The organism is Fodinibius sp. Rm-B-1B1-1, assembly GCF_038594945.1.
Classification (GTDB): Bacteria; Bacteroidota; Rhodothermia; order Balneolales; family Balneolaceae; genus Fodinibius; species Fodinibius alkaliphilus.
Window position 1 is genome coordinate 1405685 of the sequence record NZ_JBCFYD010000001.1, and the last position, 25949, is coordinate 1431633.

At 42.2% G+C, this 25949-nt stretch carries 19 protein-coding genes and 1 tRNA gene; 6 read left to right on the forward strand and 14 right to left on the reverse strand.

Annotation, left to right across the window (positions count from 1 at the left end; genetic code table 11):
• The first annotated feature begins 2 nt into the window (after positions 1-2).
• Positions 3-1358 (forward strand): tetratricopeptide repeat protein, encoded by a 1356-nt coding sequence (locus tag AAFH98_RS06400; protein ID WP_342521866.1) that lies wholly within the window; start codon positions 3-5, stop codon positions 1356-1358.
• 282 nt (positions 1359-1640) lie between these two features.
• Here AAFH98_RS06400 and AAFH98_RS06405 read toward each other — a convergent pair whose 3' ends face one another.
• From AAFH98_RS06405 to AAFH98_RS06425, 5 genes are all read right to left on the reverse strand, one after another.
• Positions 1641-3065 (reverse strand): sigma-54-dependent transcriptional regulator, encoded by a 1425-nt coding sequence (locus tag AAFH98_RS06405; RefSeq protein ID WP_342521867.1) that lies wholly within the window; start codon positions 3063-3065, stop codon positions 1641-1643.
• Between the two features lie 265 nt (positions 3066-3330).
• A complete protein-coding gene (locus tag AAFH98_RS06410) occupies positions 3331-3684 on the reverse strand; it encodes a hypothetical protein (RefSeq protein WP_342521868.1) in 354 nt (117 codons plus the stop codon).
• Between the two features lie 40 nt (positions 3685-3724).
• Positions 3725-4012: a hypothetical protein gene (locus AAFH98_RS06415; RefSeq protein ID WP_342521869.1), complete on the reverse strand. Its 288-nt coding sequence runs from the start codon at positions 4010-4012 to the stop codon at positions 3725-3727.
• Positions 4013-4070: 58 nt separating this feature from the next.
• On the reverse strand, positions 4071-5468 hold the full coding sequence (gene fliD, locus AAFH98_RS06420) for a flagellar filament capping protein FliD (protein ID WP_342521870.1): 1398 nt from the start codon (positions 5466-5468) through the stop codon (positions 4071-4073).
• Between the two features lie 38 nt (positions 5469-5506).
• Positions 5507-5827, reverse strand: a complete 321-nt coding sequence (locus AAFH98_RS06425; protein WP_342521871.1) for a flagellar export chaperone FliS — start codon at positions 5825-5827, stop codon at positions 5507-5509.
• A gap of 509 nt (positions 5828-6336) precedes the next feature.
• On the opposite strand from AAFH98_RS06425, the gene AAFH98_RS06430 reads away from it, so the two are divergent.
• The 4 genes from AAFH98_RS06430 to AAFH98_RS06445 all read left to right on the forward strand — a co-directional run bounded on the left by AAFH98_RS06430 (position 6337) and on the right by AAFH98_RS06445 (position 14402).
• Positions 6337-10764, forward strand: a complete 4428-nt coding sequence (locus tag AAFH98_RS06430; protein ID WP_342521872.1) for an FkbM family methyltransferase — start codon at positions 6337-6339, stop codon at positions 10762-10764.
• On the forward strand, positions 10757-11752 hold the full coding sequence (locus tag AAFH98_RS06435) for a hypothetical protein (protein WP_342521873.1): 996 nt from the start codon (positions 10757-10759) through the stop codon (positions 11750-11752). Before AAFH98_RS06430 ends, AAFH98_RS06435 begins: the two co-directional genes overlap by 8 nt.
• 221 nt (positions 11753-11973) lie before the next feature.
• Positions 11974-12942: a flagellin gene (locus tag AAFH98_RS06440; RefSeq protein WP_342521874.1), complete on the forward strand. Its 969-nt coding sequence runs from the start codon at positions 11974-11976 to the stop codon at positions 12940-12942.
• Between the two features lie 503 nt (positions 12943-13445).
• On the forward strand, positions 13446-14402 hold the full coding sequence (locus AAFH98_RS06445; protein ID WP_342521875.1) for a flagellin: 957 nt from the start codon (positions 13446-13448) through the stop codon (positions 14400-14402).
• Positions 14403-14626: 224 nt separating this feature from the next.
• Here the strand turns inward: AAFH98_RS06445 and AAFH98_RS06450 are convergent, their stop codons facing one another.
• The 5 genes from AAFH98_RS06450 to AAFH98_RS06470 form a co-directional block, all read right to left on the reverse strand.
• A complete protein-coding gene (locus tag AAFH98_RS06450; RefSeq protein WP_342521876.1) occupies positions 14627-15118 on the reverse strand; it encodes a hypothetical protein in 492 nt (163 codons plus the stop codon).
• Positions 15119-15220: 102 nt separating this feature from the next.
• Complete coding sequence (locus tag AAFH98_RS06455; protein ID WP_342521877.1) at positions 15221-17737, reverse strand: glycoside hydrolase family 31 protein; 2517 nt, start codon at positions 17735-17737, stop codon at positions 15221-15223.
• A gap of 198 nt (positions 17738-17935) precedes the next feature.
• A complete protein-coding gene (locus tag AAFH98_RS06460) occupies positions 17936-19498 on the reverse strand; it encodes a glycerol-3-phosphate dehydrogenase/oxidase (RefSeq protein ID WP_342521878.1) in 1563 nt (520 codons plus the stop codon).
• A gap of 88 nt (positions 19499-19586) precedes the next feature.
• On the reverse strand, positions 19587-20102 hold the full coding sequence (locus AAFH98_RS06465) for a class IV adenylate cyclase (protein ID WP_342521879.1): 516 nt from the start codon (positions 20100-20102) through the stop codon (positions 19587-19589).
• A gap of 115 nt (positions 20103-20217) precedes the next feature.
• The gene (locus tag AAFH98_RS06470; protein ID WP_342521880.1) at positions 20218-20985 is read right to left on the reverse strand and encodes a lysophospholipid acyltransferase family protein; all 768 of its coding nucleotides are present in this window, start codon (positions 20983-20985) and stop codon (positions 20218-20220) included.
• 143 nt (positions 20986-21128) lie between these two features.
• Between AAFH98_RS06470 and AAFH98_RS06475 the strand changes: the two genes are divergently transcribed.
• A complete protein-coding gene (locus AAFH98_RS06475; RefSeq protein ID WP_342521881.1) occupies positions 21129-22679 on the forward strand; it encodes a Na+/H+ antiporter NhaC family protein in 1551 nt (516 codons plus the stop codon).
• Between the two features lie 125 nt (positions 22680-22804).
• On the opposite strand, the gene mscL is transcribed toward AAFH98_RS06475, so the two are convergent.
• The 4 genes from mscL to AAFH98_RS06495 all read right to left on the reverse strand — a co-directional run bounded on the left by mscL (position 22805) and on the right by AAFH98_RS06495 (position 25916).
• Positions 22805-23260: a large-conductance mechanosensitive channel protein MscL gene (gene mscL / locus AAFH98_RS06480; RefSeq protein ID WP_342521882.1), complete on the reverse strand. Its 456-nt coding sequence runs from the start codon at positions 23258-23260 to the stop codon at positions 22805-22807.
• 102 nt (positions 23261-23362) lie between these two features.
• Positions 23363-23533, reverse strand: a complete 171-nt coding sequence (locus tag AAFH98_RS06485; protein ID WP_342521883.1) for a hypothetical protein — start codon at positions 23531-23533, stop codon at positions 23363-23365.
• A 99-nt stretch (positions 23534-23632) separates the two neighbouring features.
• Positions 23633-25672: an ATP-dependent zinc metalloprotease FtsH gene (gene ftsH / locus AAFH98_RS06490; RefSeq protein ID WP_342521884.1), complete on the reverse strand. Its 2040-nt coding sequence runs from the start codon at positions 25670-25672 to the stop codon at positions 23633-23635.
• A gap of 171 nt (positions 25673-25843) precedes the next feature.
• Positions 25844-25916 (reverse strand) — tRNA-Lys (locus AAFH98_RS06495).
• Positions 25917-25949: the final 33 nt, after the last annotated feature.

Here is a 25949-nt window from a genome sequence, read left to right on the forward strand (position 1 = left end):
TTATGGAATCGGGACTCGAATCAATATCACACGAAAGCCAACGGAATGCAGATTGGATAACGGGCGTCCTTTTTCTTTCGGAACGATCATATTATGATCACAAGAAAGTAACGCAGTGGAATAACTATTTTGGGTCGCTAATAGTGGCTGGTATGGGTACAGCACCTGAGTATTTGCCAGAGGCCGTTGACTGGTTTAGCTGTGATCCGGAGATGGGAAAGGCCCAGGTCTGGAATGCCATTGCCCGAGAGCATAGTGGCCAATGGATGCTGTTTGCGGAAGATGATGAGCAAATCCATTTTAGTGATATGCCCGGCCAACAAGCTATTGAAAATAACCAATGGGTTCCCGCTTTGATAACAATAGAGAAAGAGGGAACACAGCTACAGTATTATCAGATGCGGTTGGTTAACACTTCTGAAGCAGACGTATCAGACGTTTTTTCTGGATTTAATTTGCCCGATGCTACTGACTATGTGCGTTCTAATGGTATTATTTTGACGGATAAGCCAATTGTTATTGAACGGGAGACCAAACCACATTTAGATATTAAAATTGATGCAGAATTATCGCAGCAGAACCAGTCGCCCAAACTTTATTTGGTACAAGGTAAGCGAGATTTAAATGATAATAAGTATGTTCGGGCTGCAGCCCAGTTCCGTCAGCTGTTGAAAAAAGAAAAGTTGTTACCCTTTGATCGATTGGCAGCAGTAAATGGATTAGCCAGCTGCTTGGCTGAGCAGCATAAATGGGAGAATGCGCTTTCATTGACCAAGCAATCGTTAGAAGCTGAATCGTTGCAGTGTCTGCCATATTTAATACAATTTCGTATCCATGAGCTTCGCAAAGAGTGGCATGATGCTCTAAATACGCTTCAACGGTATTACGATCGATTTTCACTTTTTTCTCGTGCCAACTTTGATCGGAAGATTGATGAGGAAAAGACACTGATTAATTTAGCTAACGTAGCTTTGAAAGCAGGTCAGCGTTCAAAGGCTACCGATTATTTTGATAAGTTGTTCTCGTTTAAGCGGGGGGCAGCAGATCGCAGAATGCTGGAGAAAGCGCTTTTACTTTCTATTGAGCTTGAAGATTACGAACGGGCGGTATATTTATTTGAACGGATGTATGGCGACCAGTTGCCTCCAAATGAGATGGAGGAACAGATACGGGAGGAGATAGACGAAGTTATGACGTTATTTATGAAACGAGACTGGTACGATTATGTATCGAATGTGTATAAAAAATTACATAATGCTCACCCCAGAGATCAAGAATATAAGCGGAAACTTATTGTAACGTTGACCAAAACAAACAGGCTTGATCAAGCTAAGAAAATGGTTGCAAACATTGTTTAGAGGTGAATGTTGTCCCAACGAAATAGTTGTTTCGGAGTAGGTACTCCGAGACAGCTATTATTTTTGTGTTTAAACGTAGAGCATTGAAAACGAGTATCAGACAAAGGTGTCAGATGTGATGCAATTATTATTTGAATAATACTATTGTGTCACTCTGAACTTGTTTCAGGGTCTGAATATTTGGGAGATAGATGCTGGATTTGCCCGCCTATGCCGAAACTTCTGACAGAAAGTTGAATTCTATGTAGTAAGGCTTCGTGCAGGCAGGCGTTCGAAAAGATACTACTCTTCTTCGGACTGAGCCTTCTTGATCTTATTGCGGATGGTCCGATCTGTAATGCCCAAAATTTTAGCGGCCTCCTTTTGATTACCCTGCGTATGCTCCAGTGCTTTTTTGATAAGTTGAAGCTCCATGTCTTCGATTGACATCAGTGGTAGATCAGAAAGTACTTCTTTACTTACCTCAAGATCAACTTTCGAGAAAAGATTTTTCTCAATATGATCGAGGGTAATCGTATCTTGATCCGTGGATAAGATAACGCCCCGGTGGATCTTATTTTCCAGCTCGCGAACATTGCCTTGCCACTTTTTATTGACCATGTGTTCCATCAGGTCATCCGATACTTTTTTGGATTCCAGCCCATATTGATCGGTATAGCGATCTACAAAATAATTTACCAGTAATGGGATATCCTCTTTTCGCTCACGGAGTGGCGGTATAGAGATAGGAAATACATTGAGCCGATAATACAAGTCCTCACGGAACTCATCTTCAGCAATGGCCTCTGCAATATTGCGATTTGAGGTCGCAAGAACACGAACATCAGATTCAATAGCCTCTTGGCTCCCCACTTTATGAAATTCATTTTCCTGGAGAACGCGTAACAGCTTTGCCTGGATGTTGATATCGATCTCTGTAATCTCATCCAGTAAAATAGTGCCGCCATTGGCCTCTTCAAAAGCACCTGTTTTATCAGAAATGGCCCCGGTAAATGCGCCTTTAACATGACCAAAGAGCGTGCTTTCGACCAGTTCTTTAGGCAAGTTGGCACAGTTAATTTTAATGTAGGGTTGGTCGGACCGGTTACTGTTCTGATGGACTAGGTTGGCAAAAACCTCCTTACCGGTTCCGCTTTCTCCCTGAATCATCACTGGGGCCGTGCTTGCGGCAATACGCGGGAGAATCTGCATTAACTTCTGTATACTCGGCGCTTCACCAATGAACTTTTTGTCAGTGGGTTGGACAACTTTTCCGCTACTTTTGGGAGTTGCAGATTGCTCATCATCTTTTTGAGGAGTTTCTGATAAGGCCTGAATTTTGCGTTCTTTATTAAAGTCAATCTTATCAGATTCAAAAAAGCGATTAATTCGGAAGGTGATTTCTTTGGCCTTAAAGGGCTTTGTTACATAATCGAAGGCTCCTTTCTGGAGGGCACGGACAGCGTGTGTAATATTTCCAAAACTGGTCATCATAATAACCCCCGTGTCAGGATAGTTCTCCTTTACATGAGCTAATACTTCATCACCGGTCATCTCGTCCATTTTAACATCGGTAAGTACCAGTCCGGCCTCATTTTCTTTGAGATACTCAGTAGCTTCGATAGGTGATTCAAAGGCTTCAACCTCGTAGCCGTTCATGCTCAAATTTTCGACCAAAAATTCGAGCAACATTTTATCATCTTCAACGATTACAACACGCTCTTTCATATCTATGTTTTTGATGATGGTTTACATATATAAGTGGGGGTGAATAATATCAGAATAAGAGAAGAATAACTATGATTTGGCCCCATTAAATTGCATAGATATTAAAAGCTTTTTTGTTGTAAAGGTCAACAAAATTACCAACTTAAGGCTATTATAATAGGGGGTTATAAAAGGAAGGCAATGGTAATTAGTTGGGGATTAGTTTACCCTCAATTCTAAAAATATAATTAGCAACGATGGAAATAAGTATTTCCAAAAGAAATAATTATTGAAGTATCTTGTTAGCGATATCGCCCCATACCGAAGGGTCGTTAACTTTTTGCCCCATTGCAGTTTGTTGGGTATCAGCATCGGGATTTTGTGAAGCCTCCAGGTATTCAGATACCTGGGCTTTCATTTCCTTAAACTGTTGTGAGGAAGATTCGTTTAGTTTTTCCAATTCAAGTTTGGCAAAAAGTTGGTCGTTATTGCGAAACTGGTAATCGTTTAATGAAACCTTATCGGTCGGAGTCTCAGCAGAAGATCTTGAAGAGGTCTCCTGAGATTCCTTTCCCTTAGACGTTTCATTGGTTTTGTTTACGTTATTACCGTTTATGTTATTTAGTTTATTAATATCCATAGTCCTTTAATTAATATTGCTAAAAAGTTACGAATCGCTGTTATCGATTTAAAATTCTATAACTTTGTTCAGCCTTATTACTCTTAATGGCATTATCGAGCCGTTCTTTTGATTCCGCTAAAATATAATCGAGTGCTTCTTGAATGTTACGTTGTTGGTCTTCAAATCGTTCAAAAAGTGAGTTAAGACGCTTTTTTTCAGCCGAAGACAATGTAGAAGCATCAAAATCTTCTGTTACAGCAGAAAGCTTTTCAACATATTGCGCTCGCTCATCAAATCGCTCACGCAATAATTCAATATTAGCTTCATCTTTATGAAACTGGTTCATTATTTTCCTGTTTGTTTTTATCAGCTTAGAAAGCTGTTCTGCGATAGCATTCATTGATTTATAATCCTAATGTAGACTGTTGGCTCTGCACGGATTGAAGCTGACGCTGACCTTCTTGCTGCATTTGATAAATTTCGGCGAAGGTTTCGCGCTGCCGTTCTTCATACCGTTCCAAATACTTCTCTTCTGATTCAATACGGTTGCCCAGAAAGTCAATCTTTTGATCTAATCCGCTTTCAAGTGATGAAATAGTACCCCCCGTTTCCGTGAAGGTACTGGCGCGTTCGTACATCTTTGTTACAGGTGAATCATCACTGGTAAAGAGATTCTTAACTTCATCTGGTTTTTCCGTTAAGGCCTCTTTCAGTAATTGAGAATCTTCAACCTTCATATTCCCATTATTTTCGAAGCCAATACCAATCTCTGAAAGATTATCCAGTTCATCAGCCCCGGCCGACGCCATATCCGTAAGCGCTGTTTGGCGCAAATTAATCGTCAGATTTCGGATAGAACGCATATCCTGAAGGGGACCCTTATTTCCTGTTTCACCATTAATAAATGTCTGTTGGCGAATGGTCTTATTCATTTCATTGAATTTTTCAATGAAATCATCAACGTTGTTTTCGGCTGTTTCAACATCCTTATCTACAGTGATTTGCTCTTGTTCTGTAGTAGAACCCAATAGTGAAAACGTCATGCCTGAAATGGCATCATCTACCGTGTTTTGGCCTCGGTTAAACGTGATGCCGTCTACCGTAAACTCAGCGTCAAGATTGGTAGTGTCAGCCTTTTGATGTGACATATTTCCGGTCACATCAGCCAAAGCTCCAGTGGCATTGGCAAATTGGATACGTTCATCGTAACCGGTTTGGGCGCTTTTAACTGAAAGCTGGACGTTACCATTATTATCAATTTCAAACACATCACTGTCAGACTCTTCTCCCAGCATATTATTGATAGCAGAAGAAAATGATTCTAAAATCTCTTTATTCGTTTTGTCTGTTCCATCATCATTCGTAGCTGTTATAGAAACGGTTTCCGTTTTGTCACCGATAGTGATATCCACTGAACCATCTCCGCTCCCTGCTAAATCAGTTGCTGTGCCATCCATTACATTCGACAGCATAATATCTTTAGTGGCTTTTCGACCGACCGAGATGTCATAGGTATTGGGCTCTTCAAGTCCCGATATAGAATCAACCCGGATAGCTTCTTCATTGCTTGATGTCGCTTTAAGCGGATTAAAGCTATTTGAGGTAGCACTGGTAAGCTCATCAACCTGGGAAGTAAAGTCAGAAATTACCGAACTAACTTTACTGAGTGCAGATTGTTTGTCATTCAATTGGCTTTGCTGGTCTTCAAGTCGAAGCTTCTTTTGGCTTTCGAGCATTACCAGCTGGTCAACAAACTGTGAATAGGGGTTTGATGATTGTATTAGATTACTAATAGAATTCATGGTGTTACCTCATCAATAGTTTGATCAGTATTATATAGTTAGCTTGCTGCCTGTTCTTCTGTTTTGCCTTTGGCCGCTTGTTCCCAGGCATCACGCAGTGGTTCAAGTACCTCGCGGATTTCTTCGAAATTTTCTTCTCGGGCTAAATCCTGGCAATACTGATAGAGCTGGAAAAGTTCTTCAGCAGGCTCGTGATCAAAATTCAGGCTTTCCGTTAAGGTGTCCAGTACTTCACGTACTCGCTTTTGATCTTTGCGATAAGTCGCCTGCAGCAGTAGGTCATATAATTTAACAACCAGTTGTAATGGCGATGCATTCATGATCGCTTGTTGCTGATAAACCTGTTGTGGATTCTGCATAGCTTTACAATTTCGATAAAATTAGTCGTTAGGTATCCGTTGTTATCGACAAAAACTGAAATTTCTTAAGAGTCTTTGGGTTAGAAGTTTTTAATCAAAACAACTTCAGTTATTATGAGAAGGTGCAAAGAATATGCCAAGTGAATGTTTAATAGTATGAACATTGATTTAGTTAAAGCCACAGATTTGCCCGGATTATTATTGATTTTGTCATAAGCATATATAAGCAGTGTTATCCCAAACTCGTTTCGGGATTTCCAACGAAAGCATTCGGGTAGGCGTAAAAGCAAATGTTGGCAGATTAATGATCCGACACTGGCAGGCTGAACTATTAATTTCACCTATTCCGCCAATTCTTTCCATCCCATAGAAAAAAATTCCGTTTGAAGGAGGATATTGAATGGATTTTATGCTTAAGGCAGGCCTGTAGGGTAATCGTGGAGTAATGGCATTTTATTTGTTCTGATAGAATGTGCAGGACAATAATTATTAACGAATCCCTTAAGCCCTTGCAGAAAAAAATTGAACAGGCCCAAAAGTATTTGGAGTGGCAAAAACCGGATCAGGCGATTGCCGAATTGAAGCCCACAATAGATAGTGATCAAATCCAAAAGGAGTTTGCATGGTTGCCTCATCATATGATGGGTATTGCTTTATCTTTAAAAGGTGAGCATGAGACTTCATCCAGTTATTTGAAAAAAGCAGTTACATATGGATCCGATCAGCCTGAAACCTATCACATGCTTTCGGTGAACTATTATAACCTTGGTGAATATAAGAAGGCAGAAAAATATGGGAAGGAAGCTGTGGCAATGAAACCCGCTTTTCTGAAGGCATGGTTGAATTTAGCAAAGATATATCGTGCTCAGGCAAAGCTTGATGAGGCATTACGGTGTTACAAAAAAGCTAATGAATTAGATCCTAAAAATGCAGATGTAGCATATCATATCGGAAATATTTATAAAGATTTAGGAGATTTTAAGCAGGCTCATAAGTTGTTTGATTATGCGTTAGAGGTAGATGAGGATCATTACAAGGCCTTTTTAGGGAAGGCTGATGTATATAAAAGTACAAGGAGATTTGAAATAGCAGAGGAATATATAGAAGAAGCAAAAGAAAAGTATGGAAGTAGTACAGCAGCTGATGTGGCATTAGCAGAGATCCATAAGGGGAAGGGAAATTATGATAAAGCTATTTCTATATACGAAGAATTGATTCATAATGGAGCAGACCATGGGCTACTATACGTGAACTATGCAATTTGCTTGCAAGAGGTCGGGCGATTTGATGAATCGGAAAAAAATTACAGGCATGCTATTGAAATATTGCCTGATCATAGTAATCCGGTTTCAAATTATCTTATGGGATTACATTATAATCCCCAAAATAGCAAAGAATATATTTTTGAAGAACATGTTAGGTTAGGAGAGAGGTTCGATAAGTATAAACGGCGTGAAAGACCTATACCTACAAATAAATCTAAGGATAAGAAATTAAAAGTTGGCTTTGTTTCCGGAAGTTTTAAACGTCATCCGGTTGGTTTTATGACCGTTGGCGCCTTGGAGCAATTGTCTTCTCAACAGTTTGAACTTTATGGTTACACAGCAGACAATAAGTTTGATTTTGTAACCCGGCGTATTCACAAAAATATAGACGTATGGCGTTCTATCGTAGGTTATGATTCAAAAGTAGTTGAAGAAATTATAAGAGACGACGAAATAGATATACTTGTTGATCTTTCTGGGCATGCAAGCCATAGTCGCTTTGATGTCATGGCTGGGGAGCCTGCCCCTATTATTGTTAAATGGGTTGGAGGACTTTTTAATACGACTGGTATTAATGCGTTTGATTATTTGATTACGGATTGGCATGAGAGCCCAAAGGGAGAGGATCAATATTATACTGAAAAGTTGGTCCGCATGCCGGATGATTATATTGTTTTTACCCCACCAGGTTATGCCCCAAAGGTTGACGATTTACCTGCTTTAAACAATGGCTATATCACTTTTGGGTGCTTCAATAATCCAACAAAAGTAAATGAAAAGATTATTGAACAGTGGGCTAAAGTAATGCTGCGGGTAGAAAACAGTAAGTTTTATTTGAAAAGCAAACAGTATGATACTGCTTCTTTTCGGGAGAGGGTAATCAATATGTTTGCGGATCAAGGAATTGAAGAGGATCGATTGATTTTTGAAGGTCAAACCTCGCACACCAACCACCTAAATGAATACAACAAGGTTGATATTGCCCTTGATCCATGGCCCTATTCCGGAGGTCTTACAACTTGTGAAGCGCTTTATATGGGAGTACCGGTAATAACAATGCCTGGACCTACATTTGCAGGGCGCCACTCGGCAACCCATTTAATTAATGTTGGTTTAGATGATTGGGTCGCAGATAGTTGGGATGAATATATAGAAAAGACTGTTGCCTTAGCTCAGGATCGCGAGAGTTTAGCAAAAGAACGGGGACAGCTACGAAAAAAAATACGCAATTCACGGGTTTGTGAAGATAAGAGGTTTGGGGCCCATCTGACTGTTGCTTTTCGAGAAATGTGGGAGCAATGGATTGCAGGTTATGAAAATGATACAAATGATTGGCAGCGTCCAATAAATATTGAGCCTCTAAAACCTGCGAAGGTTGAGGCTTTAACAGATGGACCAGAAGAAATGTCTCTTTTAACCCCGGAAGAGAATGGTGGTGGTTCGGATAGTAAAGTTGATAGGCTTGCAGAAGAAATAGATAAAGAGGAAGAACCGTTTTCTATAGAAGCTAAAGGGGGGATTTCTATTATTGTTCCTCCAGATTTGGAGGTGCTATCAACCTATGCCTTTTTGGAGCAGGAAGAATGGTTTGAGTCTGAGTTGGATTTTGTGCAATCCTACTTAGAACCCGGTATGCATGCTTTGGATGTGGGAGCCTGTTTTGGTGGTTATGCGTTACCGATGGCAAAGGCAGTAGGAAAACAAGGGATGATTACCGCTTTTGAACCGTCATCCAAGAGTCGAAGCTACTTAGAGAAGAGTAAGATAGAAAACAACTTGAGCCAATTGGATATTATTGGCCGTGGCGTGTCTTTTGAAACAGGGAACCTTTCCCTTAAGGAAGAAGAATCGCCAGAATTGAATAACGTAAGTGAACAAGGGGATAAAAAGATTAGTGTAACAACTCTTGATGCCTGGTGGAATTTCGCGGGTCAACCGGATGTGGATATGATTAAAGTGGATGTCAACGGAATGGAAGCTGATGTATTAAAGGGGGCTTCAGATCTGTTGGCTGGTGTCAAACCTGTGGTGGTTACTTCGATCGGGGAAGATGAAAATGACCTTAAAAATATTCAAAGGAAGTTTTTGGAACAGAATTATAAACTTTATGAATATATACCCGGATCCGGTTTATTAGCTGATTTTGATGCCGGATCGGCCGTTGAGCCCTATATGATGAATATGGTTGCAATACCTGAAAGTAGTATAGAAGAGATTAGGGAAAGTGGATGGATTTTTGATGAGTCAGTAGAATATGACATTCCGGATTCACATAAATGGAAAGAAGTTTTAGAAGGACTTCCCTGGGCAAAAGAAAAAATAGAAGATTGGCAGCAGGCTTTCGTTGATGGAGATCATGATGAATATCGGCGGGCACTGAACTTAGTTTGTGCAGCTGGTCAGATAAAGGTTTCGAGTGAAGATCCCAGGTCGCGTTCTCGAAAAGGGAGAATGCTATTAGAAGCTGCTCAAAAACTGATTGAATTATTCAATAGTGGAAAGGCTGGTATAGCTGCAGCGTTGACTTATGTCAGGGTAATGAACCAGTTGGGGAAACGTACGCAAGCTGTAGAAATGGCCAAGCAGTTAATGGAGACAGCAAACTCCGGGAATGATATCTCAGTTAGTTTGCCATTTTTACCTCCACTGCCTGCGCAAGATAGGACCGTTGTGAAAACCCTATTTTCAAATTGGTTAACAGTGCGTATTGTAGAGGCATGGATTATGCTAAAGGATAATACTACTTATATGAGTAGTAAAGAAGAGCAAAAGATGTTAAAAGCATTAGAAGATAATCCTGAAATATTAAAAAAGGTCGAGAAGAGAATACTTCTAAGGAAGCGATTAAATGGTGAGCAAGATGGAATTTCCAAAATAAGATGGGAAGGACGAAATGGATGGTTTTGGAATGAGATAGAAGAAAAGAAAAAGGGAATTACCAAGGGAGAAACAGTAAATGCTGAAGATAATACACCTTCTCAAGTTATTGAAGTAGCATTAAACTATAATTATTTGAATGAGGGGCGAACCACCTATTTTAGAATTCCTGAGAAAGAGCTTTTTAGGTTGCGGAATATTTTTGATGACCATGAATACTCATTGCCTGGAAACTATAGTTTGCAAGACAATGCGGTAATTGTAGATATCGGGGCCAATATTGGTGCTTTTGCCCTTTATGCAAGGCAGTGGAATAAATCGGCCGATATATTTTGTTTTGAACCGAATCCACTGGTGAGGTCTATGCTTGAAGCAAATACTAAAAATATAAATGGGATAACAAAAGAGTTTTGTGCTTTGGGTGATAGCGCGGGGGAACTCACGTTATTTCAGCATCCGTATAATACGGGGGCAACAACCACTTCTCGTAAAGTTGCTGGAGCAAATGAAGTAAATGTTGAGGTGAAAGAAGCTGGAAAAGCACTGAAAGAAAAGGGGATAAAAAAGATAGACGTTTTAAAAATTGACACCGAGGGTGCTGAAATACCTATTTTAAAGGGTATGAGTGAATTGTTAGCAGATACCAAAATAATAATGCTTGAGTATCATACAGAAGAGGATCGTCGTGCTATCGATGAGTTATTGGATGATTTTTGTATTTATGATGCTGATGTGCCTGGTTTATGTGGAGTAGGAACCGTAAAGTATATTAACAAACATTTGATTGGTGAGTAAATTACATTTACATATTGGTTCCTATAAAACGGGTACAACCTCTATTCAGAAAACATTTTTTGTCAATAAAGAAGCACTGAATGAGCAGGGATTTGTTTATCCGGGAAATACTCAAAATGACCATTTGTTATATTTTGCTACAAAGGCAAATCAGGAAAATTGGCCCCGACAATTCAAAAGTCTAAATGGTAAGAGGTTACAAGAAGCAATTGCTAAATATTTTTCTTCATTAGAAAATGGTTTTACTTCGAATTCTAAGCAGCAACTTATATCTACGGAATATTTATTTATTCATAATTCTACGTATATAGAAAATGTTATTTCCTTTCTAAGTGATTATTTTCAGGAAATAAAAGTCTATCTTTTTATCCGCTCTCCTGAAGAATACTATAGGTCTTTTCAACAGCAAAAAATTAAAGCAAGATCTTATCTAACTCCTCCCGATCTTTTTAAATACGAATTTAAAAAAGTTGCTAAGGCCTGGAATGAGGTTGCAGAATTGGAAGTGATCCCATATCAATCTGGGATTAATTCCTGTGAAATATTGTGTGAGGAAATCGGATTAAATTTTGAGAAGCTTTCAACACCTGATAAGAATAGTAATACGTCATTATCTATAGGGCAGATGTATTTATTGGAAAAGATTCAGCATCATTTTTATCAGGACTATGAAGATCGATTCAAAAACCAATTAGGTATAGTTTCACATATTGATGATTCTTTTACTCATAAGCCTCAAATTCAGGATTGGGTAAAAATAGTTGTTTACAATAATCATCGAGGTGATCTCGAATGGCTAAAAGAAGAGTACGGTATTGATTTTCTACAAGATTATCCGAGGACAGATGAGTTGTCAGATTTCACCACCTTTGAAAATGGCAAAGCCTCGGTAAGAGATATTTATAAAGTACCCAGCGAAGAAACCGTTGAAAAATATGAAGCGATGGTCATTGATACGCTGTTGAAGAAATTGGTGCAAAGTAATTAGCATATAAAGATCTTGTAGGTTAAAAAAGACAGGACGATGTTGTAATCTCTCCAAAGTGATTGACTAACGTATGAGCGAGCTTATACAAAGTAGATTACTGCTCCCCCTCGTAAGAATTCCTTTTAAAAAAGAAAAATATTTAAGTCGGCCTGAGGGGCACCGATAACCATACTGCAAGCAGGAAATCAACTTACTTATTACGAACAAAAACGGAGGAGCTTATGGCAAGTTTCGGAGATTTAAACAGAGTAAATACGAACATACAGTCCCTGGATTCGCAGTTGTCGCTGAACCAGGTGAACAAGCAGATGGCGGAAAACCAGATGAAGATGTCGACCGGTAAGCGGATTAACCGCGCCGAAGACGACTCGGCAGGTTTTTCTATTGCTACTAAACTACGCAGTCGTGTTGGCGGCCTGAACCAGGCGATGCAGAACGTGGGTGATGCCAAGTCCGTCTTGGATATTACTGAGTCCAGCTATGGAACGGTTATGGATAACCTGGTGGAAATGAAAGGGTTGGCCACGCAGGCGGCCAATGATACGCTGGGTGATGAAGAGCGTGGATTTATTGGCGACCAGTTGGAAGCGCTTGGCGAAGATATTAACAAGATTGCTGACCAAACAGTGTATCAAGATTATGAACTGTTGAATGGTGGTCATAATACTGCGCCTGGAACAGCTGCAAAGACGGGTAGTTTGGAGCTTGATTTCCAAGTGGGTGAGCGAAAAGAAGATGTGATTACTGCAACGATTAATGCTGTTAATGTAGGTGAGCTTTTTGCTCCCGGTGGTAGTACAGCAAACCTTGGTACGTCAAGTGGTGGTGGTACAGATTCCATTATTGCCGATGCAGCAACAACAAGTGGTGGTGGTTCCTTAACTTTTGATTCGACAGCAGGTTCTGCTGATTATCGTGAATTTATTGGAGCGGTAGATGGAGCAATTACTGAGATGTCAAATAATGTGAATGACATTGGTATTACTCAATCATCGCTGTCGGTACGAGAGCAGACGCTTTCTGAATCAATTAGTGCGAATGAATCTGCGAAGTCTCGTATTATGGATACTGACTTTGCCAAAGCACAGAGTGAGTCCGTGAGACTGCAGATTTTGCAGCAGACGGCAACTTCTTCGCTGGCGCAGGCCAACAACGGTCCGCAGTCAGTACTTGGATTTATCGGCGGATAATCGTAGCCGAGATATTCTGGCTCACAGCCAGGAATCAGATATTAAGCCATGCTACCAGTTGGGTAGTATGGCTTTTTTATTTGGGATATAGAATCATAGAAGACAGATAAAACGGATAGAATGGATGGCTGCGGGAAAGAATAATTGAAGAAATGCCCTCCTTATGGCAATGTTTGCATACAGGTATAATTTGTGATCCCCCAAGGGGGCTTGGTGTACTTTGCTAACCTGGTGGCTGGAAATCCTTCTTTCGACTACTGTCGGGACGGGATGATTTTAAACTGCTCTTGTTATCTTTAAATCGCGTGGAATATAGCGCTATGAAGGGGTTCTTTATGTTATTCTATTTCTCGGAAGCTTAAGGTTTTCCTTTGTTACTATACGACTTTGTAACTTTCTAAAAGAATACAGAAAAAAATATTTAAGTCGGCCTGAGGGGCACCGATAACCATACTGCAAGCAGGAAATCAACTTACTTATTACGAACAAAAACGGAGGAGCTTATGGCAAGTTTCGGAGATTTAAACAGAGTAAATACGAACATACAGTCCCTGGATTCGCAGTTGTCGCTGAACCAGGTGAACAAGCAGATGGCGGAAAACCAGATGAAGATGTCGACCGGTAAGCGGATTAACCGCGCCGAAGACGACTCGGCAGGTTTTTCTATTGCTACTAAACTACGCAGTCGTGTTGGCGGCCTGAACCAGGCGATGCAGAACGTGGGTGATGCCAAGTCCGTCTTGGATATTACTGAGTCCAGCTATGGAACGGTTATGGATAACCTGGTGGAAATGAAAGGGTTGGCCACGCAGGCGGCCAATGATACGCTGGGTGATGAAGAGCGTGGATTTATTGGCGACCAGTTGGAAGCGCTTGGCGAAGATATTAACAAGATTGCTGACCAAACAGTGTATCAAGATTATGAGCTGTTGAATGGTGATCATAATACTAATGCTGCAAATACAAAGTCGGGATCATTAGATCTTGAGTTTCAGGTAGGTGAGCGAAAAGAAGATACGATTACCGCAACGATTAATGCTGTAAATGTAGCTGCATTGTTTAATACAGGCGGTGCAGCTGGTGCAGATTTAGGAAGTACTGCAGGAGCAATTACTGTTGGACTTGCAACAACAGGTGGTGGTGGTTCCTTAACTTTTGATTCCACAGCAAATTCTGCTGATTATCGTGAATTTATTGATCACGTGGATACTGCAATTACCGAAATGTCAAATAATGTGAATGACATTGGTATCAAGCAGTCATCGCTGTCGGTACGAGAGCAGACGCTTTCCGAATCAATTAGTGCGAATGAATCTGCGAAGTCTCGTATTATGGATACTGACTTTGCCAAAGCACAGAGTGAGTCCGTGAGACTGCAGATTTTGCAGCAGACGGCAACCTCTTCGCTGGCGCAGGCCAACAACGGTCCGCAGTCAGTACTTGGATTTATCGGCGGATAATCGTAGCCGAGATATTCTGGCTCGCAGCCAGGAATCAGATATTAAGCCATGCTACCAGTTGGGTAGTATGGCTTTTTTATTTGGGGTATAGAATCATAGAACACGGATAGAATGGATGGCCGCAGAAGGAATATTCCAAAGAGCTAAGCGATTGTTTACAAAGAGATTACAATCGGTTGTGCAAAACTACCTCGTAATGACACTGTGCTTTTTTCAGGAAAAGATTAATTATTACTACTATCCGCAGCGCCCATAGTTTCTCCCTCCTCCATTTCTTGCATCTGAGATGTTGCAAGGTAAGTGGTATGATCAGCAACAAGTTCATTGTAAGCCTTCATCAACTTCGAGGCTTTTTCTTCACTTCCTTCCTGTTCAACCATTTTATTCCACCACTCAACATCTTCAGGGGAAACTTCCCATTCCAGGTCTTCAATCCCTTTCATTGGCCAGAGCATCATGATATCCCATTCGCCAGAACGCATCCGCATAATTTTGGGGCCGGGTGCATCCGATTCCATAGCCATGCCAGCCTTCATAAAGTGATTGTCAATAAGTTTCATAGCAGAATCTGCCATGCCGGCTTTAAATTTTACAAAGGCTACCTGGTGCCAAGTATGTCCTTCCATTTTCTTGGCTTCCATCTCTTGTGCAAAAGCGTCTGCCGTGTACGACAATGAAACGCATACACAAATGAGTAACGCAAGTAATGATCTCATAATATCCTCCCTCTTTGTTGATTTTAATAAGTATCAAAACAAGGATAGAAAGATCACTGCCGATAGGGCATAGGGAAATACCTACTGTTTATGTCGGGACAATCAGAAAATTTCGATCGTGCTAAAATCGGGATTGGTAGTAAAAGTATATATAGGCTGTGGCTTATCTTTAGTCTGATCAAAATCAACCTGCTGCCCGTCAACGCTGATGTTCGTTAACCCTGCGGACCAGCCAATGAGGTTTATCTTTACGGTTTGGTAGTCGAGCACAAAAGCTCCCTCTCGTTCGGCTGTTAGCTGCACGGTGTTTTTTTGGGGATTCGATTTAAGGTGGAAGCAAGTATAACGGTAGTCGCCCTCGTTGTAAGTAAACCCTTCTCCTGCATCTTCATACAGGTAGCTTTCGCTTACTTGCGTTCCGTAGTACACATTCAGCTCTAACAGTTCGGGGGCCCGTTCCCCAGTATATTGCATCACTTCGCGAAGGGGCAGTACGGTACCGGCTTTGATGAAAAAGGGGATTTCTGACAGAGGAGCATCAATGTAGTGGGTTTGGCCGCCTTCGAAGAGCTTGTTGGTGCGATAGTCGTACCAATGACCCGAAGGGAGATAGGTTTTTCGTCCGCGGGTACCTTTCTTGATAATAGGCGCGACCAGAATTTGATCCCCAAACAAAAAGGTATTGCGAGAGGTAATGGCCTCGGCATCGTCTTGGTTTTGAAAGGCTACCGGACGTAGTATCGGAGTACCGTGCTGCACGTAGTGGTAAAAAGCAGTGTAAAGATAGTGGAGGAGTCGGTAGCGCAGTTCAATGACCGAGCGATTGATATTGGTGTATCTTTGGCCGAAGGTCCAGGGTTCCTGGTTGGCGTCGGATTGGAGTTTCTTTTGCTTGACCTGGTCTTCCTGGACGGCTGCGGCCCCCTCCACGTTGTAGCCCATGGTGTGGTTGCGGAAGAGGGGATGAAAGACGCCCAACTGCAGCCAGCGAGTAAAGAGTTCGGCACTGGGCTCTTCGACGAAGCCGCCGATGTCGGTGCCTACGAAGGAATAGCCGGAGATGCTAAGGCGCACGCACTGCTCGAGGGCGTGACGCAAGTGTTCCCAGCTGGCGATGTTGTCGCCAGTCCAAAGTGCAGCATATCGCTGTCCACCGGAAAAGTTGGCGCGGGTGAGCAGGAAGGAGCGCTTGTCGGGGTTGTGTTTTTTGATACCTTCGTAGGATGCCCGGGCCATCTGCATGCCGTAGATGTTGTGGGCTTTCCTGTGGCTGGCTCCTTCGCCCTCGTAATGGTGGCGAATATTATTGGGAAAAGTTTTGGACTTAACCTCAAAGACGGCCGGCTCGTTCATGTCGTTCCACACGCCGCTGATCCCTTTATCGGTAAACAGATCTTCGTAGAGGTTGCCCCACCAATGGCGTACTTCGGGATGGGTATAATCGGGGAAAACGGTTCGAGACGGCCATACGGGACCAATCATTAGCTCACCATCGGGACGCTTGCAGAAGTAGTCATTTTCTAATCCTTGTTGATATACGTGGTAATCGTTATCCACTTTTACGCCGGGATCGATCATTACGATGGTTTTGAAGCCCTGCTCGTTGAGGTTGTCAATCAGGTTTTTGGGATCGGGGAAGCGATCCTTATTCCAGGTAAATACCCGGTAGTCGTCCATGTAGTCAATATCGAGGTAGAGGGCGTCGCAGGGAATCTCTTTTTCGCGGAAAGTGTTGGCCAGTTTGCGTACCCGCTCCTCAGGATAGTAGCTCCAGCGGCATTGGTGGTATCCAAGTCCCCAGAGCGGTGGCAGATCGGGCGTGCCCGTTAGTTTGGTATAGCGTTCGGTAACGGTTGTGGGTTCCGGACCGTAAATAAAGTAGTAGTTCATGGAGCCGCCTTCGGCCGAGAATGTAGTAGTACCATTTTTATTGGAATCGAAATCAAAATGTGAGCGATAGGTATTGTCGAGAAAAATGCCGTAGGCATTGCCGTCGTGATTGATGGTCGTATAGAAAGGGATGCTCCGGTAGAGGGGATCGCGATGCTCATCCAGTTCATAAGCATAGGAATCGGTATTCCAGTTTTCGAAGGCATTTCCACGAAGTTCATTTTCAGTGATCTTATCTCCAAGCCCAAAGTAGTGGGCATTTTGGGGGGCTTCTTTCGTAATTTTTACTTCAGTAATCCCCTTCATAATACTGTCTTTGCGGAAGAAGTTTTTTTCATCCTTGCACAGCAGTGTACCCTCGGTATCCAGAAAACTGACTTTCATATCCTTTTGGGATACTCGGCAGACTAATGAATCCGTGACAATTTTAATTGATTTTTCTTTATCACGTATTGCGAAGTCAGGGTTTGTAGGGTTGAAAGTAGGATCAATAGCATAGGAGAAGTCGGAAGGTTGGTCACCTTCGAGCACATATTTTAACTGAATGATTTCCGGCGTAAGTACGGTAATCCGAAGCTTGATATCATTTTTGGAGTGGATACAGATATGTTGTCCATCTACTTGGTAGTTGGCTATCTCATTGGGTTGGCGCCGGTAGGTGACGTCTGTTTTACGCTGGTCACCTTCGTCAGATTGTTTTTGCTTTGCTTCGGGATCGTTCTCGGCCATGATAGGTTACTGAAGTTTCTAAAGGACTTCCGAAAATATAAAAACATGGCTTGAATACCACGCAACAAATTAGTGGCTGCTTTCATCGGACGGCAAAAATAGCCGCCAGGCGGGGTTTGATCACAATTTTTATGCCAGGATATTTGAAAGCCATAAAGTTAACACTTAAAGGGGGAGTACCAATGATGGTGAAAGGGGCTACGAAGTCAATAAATAACCCTTTGCTAACTCGGTATATTCTTCTATCTGCTGTTGTTGCCAAGTGTCATCCCGATCCAACTCATCAGCTAAAAATTGGGCTACCGATTTAGCCATTTCAATGCTTGCTCGAGCATCCAGTAAAAGAGCACGTGTGCGTCGAGCAAGGACATCTTCAACAGTACGAGCCATTTCATGTCGAGCCGCCCAGATAACTTGGGCTGGGGTATAGGGGAGTTTAGGATGAATTAGTTGTTCCCATCCATCATTTCTATTGGTCATCTCTTTAAGTGCGGGAGCATCCGAACCGTAAAGCTCATAGGGATCAGCGGGATCAGTATTTTTGAGCCAACCATGGAGACGTAAGTTTTCAGTAACGGATTCTCGTTCTTCCAGTCCTGCTACAACAGCCGCTTCATCCACAGTATCTTCAGCCATCTTGCGATAGGTTGTCCATTTTCCTCCAGTAATAGTTACCAGTCCCGACGGATCAATGAGTAAGGTGTGGTCACGGGAAATGGAAGAGGTATCGTCATCACCTTCAGGCGATACCAACGGACGAATGCCCGCAAAGACACTTAGTACATCTTTGGGTTCCGGATCTTTAGTTAGATATCGAGCAGCATGAGTTAGTAAAAATTCGATTTCGTTCTCTTTGGCTCGGGGTTCCAGGGAGGGCGCATCAAGTGGAGTATCGGTGGTTCCCACAATGACACGATTGTGCCAGGGTACCGCAAAAAGTACGCGTCCGTCATCGGTTTTGGGAACCATGATAGCACTTTCGCCCGGTTGAAAAGATTTGTCGAGAACAATGTGTACGCCCTGACTTGGTTTCATGAGTCGTTTGCTATCTGGGTTATCCATCCGACGAATTTCATCCGTAAACATACCCGTAGCATTAATGACGACCCGTCCCTGAATCTCCATCTCGTGATCACCTTCTTGGTCTTCTATTTTTACACCCGAAATGAATCCATTGTCTTTGAGTAGATCCGTAACTCTTATGTAATTAAGTGCCAGACCGCCATGATCAAAAATAGTTTGCATCAGGTTTATAGCCAGACGGGCGTCATCAAATTGGGCATCGTAATAAATGACACCACCGTTGAGATCATTGGATTCCAGTGTCGGTATATGGTCGAGTGTTTCCTCCTTGGATAGATTTTTTGAAGGGCCTAATCCCAAGTCGCCGGCTAACTTATCGTAAATTTTGAGCCCGATGCCGTAAAAAGGACCTTCCCACCAATCATAATTGGGGACAATAAACGATTGATTTTTAACCAGGTGTGGGGCATTCTGACGGAGCAAGCCGCGTTCGCGCAGCGCTTCTAACACAAGTGCCACATTTCCCTGTCGCAGGTACCGAACGCCACCGTGGACAAGTTTTGTACTTCGGCTTGAAGTTCCCTTGGCAAAATCATGCTGTTCCAAGAGCAGGGTTTTATATCCGCGAGAGGCCGCTTCAACGGCTGTACCAAGCCCCGTTGCGCCTCCGCCGATGATAATGAAATCCCAAATTTCAGGATCATTCTCCAGTTGATGAATAAGTTTAATTCGATCCATAGTAGACTACCTAATGATAAGTTTTACCACCAAGTCACTAAGTACACAAAATATTAGGTACTTTCCTAAGTGCCTTAGGGGTAAATTGTTATTGTTCCATAATCATATCGGAGTAAGAGTGAGAAAGCAATTGCTCATCAGAAATATCAAATAGGTTGATGTACTTTTGGCATTGTTTCCGCAGTTTGGGTTCCCCAATAGAGCCATCTTCATCGATCGCCTCAATCTCTATAAAATTTCCCAATTCTTTAACCTGATCGATATGGAATTTTACGTTATCGATGAAATAGATTTCCCGTTGTTTGTCGACCACAACTTTAGTGCCTAACGCATTATCCAGCAGGGCATGTAACTTTTGGGGATGCTCGGAAGGGACCAAATTTATAGATGAAGATTTGGGGCCTGACTGGTTATCACGCTGATAGAAAATAAGGTTATTTTCAATGCTTCCCTGCCGCAATTTTAACCTTCCTTCGGGCACGTTAAAGTAGGTATCGATCTGGTGGTCAGTGCCTTTATAATCAGCATCGTGTTCACTGAGAATATTGCGAATGTGATCAGGATTATTACACTGGGCTTTTATTTCAACGTTTAAGATGCTCATGAAAACGATAATGGTTGTAGTTGGTTTTGCTTCAGGAGTATAACGCTATCACACTTGGAAAAAGTGACATTTCAAGGTTTAGAGGGAGTTATACTCCCGAAAAACGAATTTATCATTACGAAATGGGTCTTACTTCATCATCTTCGACATCAGCCCATTCCAGATATCTGTTTCGTACTTCTTTTATATTTCCTTGCAGATTATCGAGTGTCCAGTCAGAAGTATCAATAGCTTCATGAATATGAGCGGTGACTTGTCCTGATTTTGTGATTAGTGTACCGCCTTTGCTGAGCTCACGATTTCCCTCAAAATAAATAGGCACAATGGGATATCCCAGATCCATTGCCATCCGAAAAGGTCCCTTCTTAAAGGGGCCAATAATGCCGGGATGCTTTCGCGAACCTTCGGGCGCCATCATCACCGAAAGTTTGTCGCGTTTAATCCGCCGATGGGTCTTTTTTAGCGTAGCAATGGCTTTCTCCGACTTCTCGCGCTTGATAAAAATCTGTCCCGTTAAGCGACCTAAAATCAAAAAAATAGGATTGTACTGGAACTCCCATTTTGCTACAAAGCGAATTTTGGGCAGGCCCAGTGCCAAAAGGGTAAGCACATCCAGCGTAGAGCTGTGGTTAATAATAAAAACGGCTGGACTCGTTATTTCATCAGCGTGCCTTTTCACATCAAAAGAAATCCCGCTAATCCACATCGTCGGGCGCACCATCATAGGCGCAATTTTTTCAACAACTAAATTTGAAGCCTTCCCAAAAGTTATCAGTAATAGAAATAGAATGATCGGCGTAAAAAGAAGGAAGATTAGAAAAAAAGTAGCAATTCCAAGTGTGCTGCGGAAGTATTCCTTTAAACCAAAGTCATTATAACTCATATAATCCCTATTCTATTCAGCAAATAGTGCAAGTGGCCTAATATAGCAAAATGAATATTGAATGCTATGGGTAAGAAATTTGATTTGATGTGTGCTTTTATACAGATTGCGGTGACTTTTCAAACGCTAACAGCTAAAAATATATGACGGACTCAGATACCTCAATTCTTGGACAGCTATCCAAAGGAAATCGTATAAATATTATTATCGCCTTAGTGATTATGGTACTGGGCGTTATTTTTGCCGGTGATTTACCCCAGTATGGTGATCACTATGGGGTTTGGTCGGTGTTACCTCCATTAATCGCCATTGTATTGGCTTTTTGGACTCAAGAGGTAGTGAGTTCACTTTTTGTTGGGATAATGTTGGGTGGATTTATTTCCGGCAATATTAATATTGTGGATGCGTACCTGATTCCATCGATTGGCACGGAGAATTTTGCCCTCATTTTGCTGGTTTATCTTTGGTCGTTGGGCGGACTCATTGGAATATGGACGCGCACCGGCGGTGCTGAACGCTTTGCAGACTGGGCAGGAAGTAAAATTGTTCGAGGACCAAAATCAGCCAAATTTTTTACCTGGATGATGGGGTTGATTTTTCATCAGGGTGGAACTATTAGTACCGTATTAACGGGAGCGACCGTTCGCCCAATTTCTGATGAGCAGGGTGTTTCGCACGAAGAAAGTTCGTATATGGTGGATTCTACGGCATCGCCTGCCGCGACGGTCATCCCCTTCAATGTATGGCCTATTTATATTGGGGGATTGGTGGTCGGTACCATCCCACTGTTTGAAACTACGCAAGACGCTGTAGCATTTTTCTTTCAGGCCATCCCGTTTAATTTCTATGGGATTCTGGCTCTGCTAATGACGCTGCTGTTTGCTTGGGAACTACTACCGTGGATTCCCAGCAAGAAGATGAAGGATGCAATTAAGCGGTCGCGTGAAGAAGGGAAACTGGATCGTGATGGCTCTGAGCCAATGTCATCCAAGGAGCTTACCGAAATGGATATCCCCGAAGATTATAACTCTGGACTCATTGATTTCTTTGGTCCCATTGGCACGCTGCTGGGGGTAGCCATTATCCCGTATATCACCACTTTTTATATTATGGGAAATACCGAAGATCCGATGCTGCTTATAGCTGAAGCTTTTGTGCTGGCAGTACTTACCGGAATGTTCATTGCCTTGGCTAAAGGCATGGAGCTTAAAACGGTGATGGATGGATTTGTTGATGGTTGTAAAGGGGTTACTATTGGAGCCATTGTTTTAGCCTTAGCTGTAACACTCAAAGAAGTGGCCGAGTCGGTTGGTACTGCTGAGTATGTAGTGGCCTTGGTTGGGGACGCAATTACACCGGTCTTTTTGCCAGCTATTTTAATGGGATTATGTATGATTATTGCTTTTGCGGCTGGAACCTCTTTTGGAACTTATGCGGTAGTATTCCCGGTAGCAATGCCGCTGGCCTGGGCTATACTGCCGGATCCCTTTTTCATAACGCTCTGCTTTGGAGCGGTTGTGGGTGGTAGTGTTTTTGGGGATCAGTGTTCACCTATTTCTGATACGACGATCCTTTCCTCACTTGCTACCGGCAGTGATTTGATGGATCACGTGAAAACGCAGATTCCGTTAGCGCTCACGGCTGCGGGCATTGGTGCTGTGTTATACACGCTAATTGTTGCCCTGTTTGTGTAATACAAGTCTTAGGAAAAATTTATATCCCCCTGCCGAGCCCCGTTTATACGAAGAATTTATACTCCTGCGTTGAAACATGCCCATCCAATGGCTGGGACACGGAAGTTCAGCATGCCACAAAATGATCATTCTCTCAGTTCTGATGTACAGTTTGGGCAACGTGTGGCTTTAACCGGAATATCTGAAAAACAGAATTCACACTTTTTGATTGATGGAGCTACAGGTTCAGGTTTTTCTTCTGGCCTTTTGAGTTTGTTGATGTATCGAATCAAGATAAAGACAGCAAATGCTACAATAAGAAAGCTTATAACAGCATTAATAAAAACACCATAATTCAAGGTTACGGCTCCAACTTCTTGTGCAGCGGCAATAGTTGCATAGGGAGGAGGAATAGTTCCTTCTTTTAAAACAATAAAGAATTCTGAAAAGTCGACTCCACCCATTAGCAATCCCAATGGAGGCATTAACATGTCTTTCACCAAGGATTGAACAACGCTGGTAAAAGCCGCACCGATAATGATACCTACTGCCATATCTACTACGTTCCCCTTGATCGCAAATTCTTTGAACTCCTTCAGCATATGACCTCTCTGGTTTTATATGTGGTATAAGTGCCTAATAAATATAAGGTTACGAAAATATCAGATTAATACCTATAGAGATGCATGTAGTGGGGAGGTAATCTATTGAGGTATGATTGCAGATATATCGTCAAAGTCCAGGTACATTTCATCTATCTCTTGACCATCGTCGTCTTGTACCTTGACCTTGTCGAGAACATCGTTTAACTCAATAGATCCAGCCTCAATATCTGTAGTGACTCCACTTTGGAAAATTATTTTATATGTGGTCATCGAATTATAGCTTTTGATTAACCATTAAGTAATGTGTTTCTACATTACTTAATGGTTTGAAAACCAAAAGCATTCAATAGAAGGGAGCCTAAAGTTAAGTTACTCCTCTTCTGTGTTATTGGTAGGCTTTGTACCTTTTTTAGAAGAAAGGTCTTCTTGGCCTTCCTTTTTGGGATTATTAGAAGATGTGTCCGATTTGGATTCAGCATCTATATTATCGTTTTTTTCTTCAGACACGCCGTCTTCTAAAGATCCATTAAGCCATTCCATGACCTCTTTACCCAGAACCTCTTCGCGTTCAACAAGTTCATCAGCCAGTTTGTCTAAGATATCGCGATGTTCGGTAATGGCTTTCATGGCTGTATCAAAAGCCTCATTGAGAATACGCTGCACTTCTTCATCAACTGCTTGGGCGGTATTTTCACTGTACTCCTTGGAACTTCCCATCTGTTCTCCCAAGAATACTTGTTCGCGCTGACTGCCAAAGGCAATGTTGTTAAACTTGTCACTCATGCCCCAGTCGAGTACCATTTTGCGAGCAAGCTTACGTATTTGCTTGAGGTCGTTTTCAGCTCCGCTCGTAGAAGTATCAAAGATGAGGTTTTCGGCAGCACGCCCGCCCATCATTACGGCCATACGATCAAGCATATATTTTTTCTCGTATAAAAATTTCTCTTTTTCAGGCATCTGCATAGTAACACCCATCGCTTTTCCACGCGGAATAACGGTTACTTTGTGGATGGGATCAGAATTAGGGAGTACGGCAGCAACCACTGCATGGCCAGCTTCGTGATAAGCCAGAAGCTTTTTCTCGTGTTCAGTCAATCGAATACCTTCACGTTTAAGTCCCATCATTACTTTGTCACGCGCTTGATCAATATCTTGTTGCTCAATTGCTTTGCGCTTATGACGAGCAGCAATCAGGGCCGCTTCATTAAGAAGATTATTGAGGTCAGCACCGCTGAAACCGGGGGTAGAGCGTGCAATTTCATCCAGATCTACATTATCAGAAATCTTTTTGTTCTTAGCATGAATTTGGAGAATCTGTTCGCGGTGTTCTTGTGTAGGCAAGTGAACCGTAATTTGGCGATCAAAACGGCCGGGACGAAGCAAGGCTTTATCCAGAATATCGGGCCGGTTTGTAGCCGCCATTACGATAACGCCTTCATTTTTTTCAAAACCATCAAGTTCTGAAAGTAACTGATTCAGAGTTTGCTCACGCTCATCATGTCCACCGCCAAGACCGGCTCCACGCTTACGACCAATGGAATCAATCTCGTCAATAAAGATAATAGCCGGTTCCTTTTCTTTGGCTTTATTAAACATATCTCGAACGCGCTTGGCGCCAACCCCAACGAACATCTCCATAAAATCGGAGCCTGTAATCGTAAAGAACGGAACGCCGGCTTCTCCTGCCACGGCACGTGCGAGCAAGGTTTTACCAGTTCCGGGAGGGCCCACCATCAACAGACCACGGGGAATTTCACCACCGAGAGAATCAAATTTGTTAGGATTTTTTAGGAAGCTTACCACTTCTTGTAGCTCCGTTTTAGCTCCTTCAAGTCCAGCTACATCATCAAAAGTGGTATTTACTTTTTCAGCATCCTGCAGTTTAGCTTTGCTTTCGCCGATTTTAAACATGTTTTGTCCCTGCATGCGCATCTGTCGGAAAAACTGGAAGCCAATCATAATGAGGAAAATGAGTGGCAAGCCCCACAGCAGAACCGTCCACCAGTTAAAATCACTCTTCGGGCGGGTTTCAACCTGTATTTCATGTTCTTCGAGCATAGACATCAGCTTGTCATCCCCGAAAGACGGCAGGTACGTATTAAAACTTTTGTAATGGGTGGTATCATTTTCAGCGGCATTAAGTTGTGTTGGTTCTTTAAGATCTCCGGAAACCTGATCGCCCTGAACCACTACTTTTTCAATATTGCCGGAAGTGATTTGATTACGAAACTCACTGTAATCAATGGTGGGAGGGCCACCGAAAAGTCCACCGCCTTGCGAACTGAAAAGCCAAAATCCAAAGAGGGCAGCTAAAACAATCCAATAAAAAGTATATTGGTTACCACCGGGACTTTTGAGTCCTTTTTTCTTGTTGTCTTCGTTTTTGTTCTGTTGCTTATTCTCAGCCATAAAATTGTTTTAAAGTCAATCAACTATAGTTGGGATAAATATACATCACATGTAACGAAAGTTAACGGTTGTGCAATTCCAAAATTCTAAACCAATCATTACATATTATACAAAAAAAGCCTCTGAGGCTATCAACCAGCAGAGGCTTAGAGAGAGATTCATTACATATTGTGAGTCGGGAGGGGATCGAACCCACGACCCACGCCTTAAAAGGGCGTTGCTCTACCAACTGAGCTACCGACTCTCCTGTCAAAAACAGAGTCCAAATATACGGGTT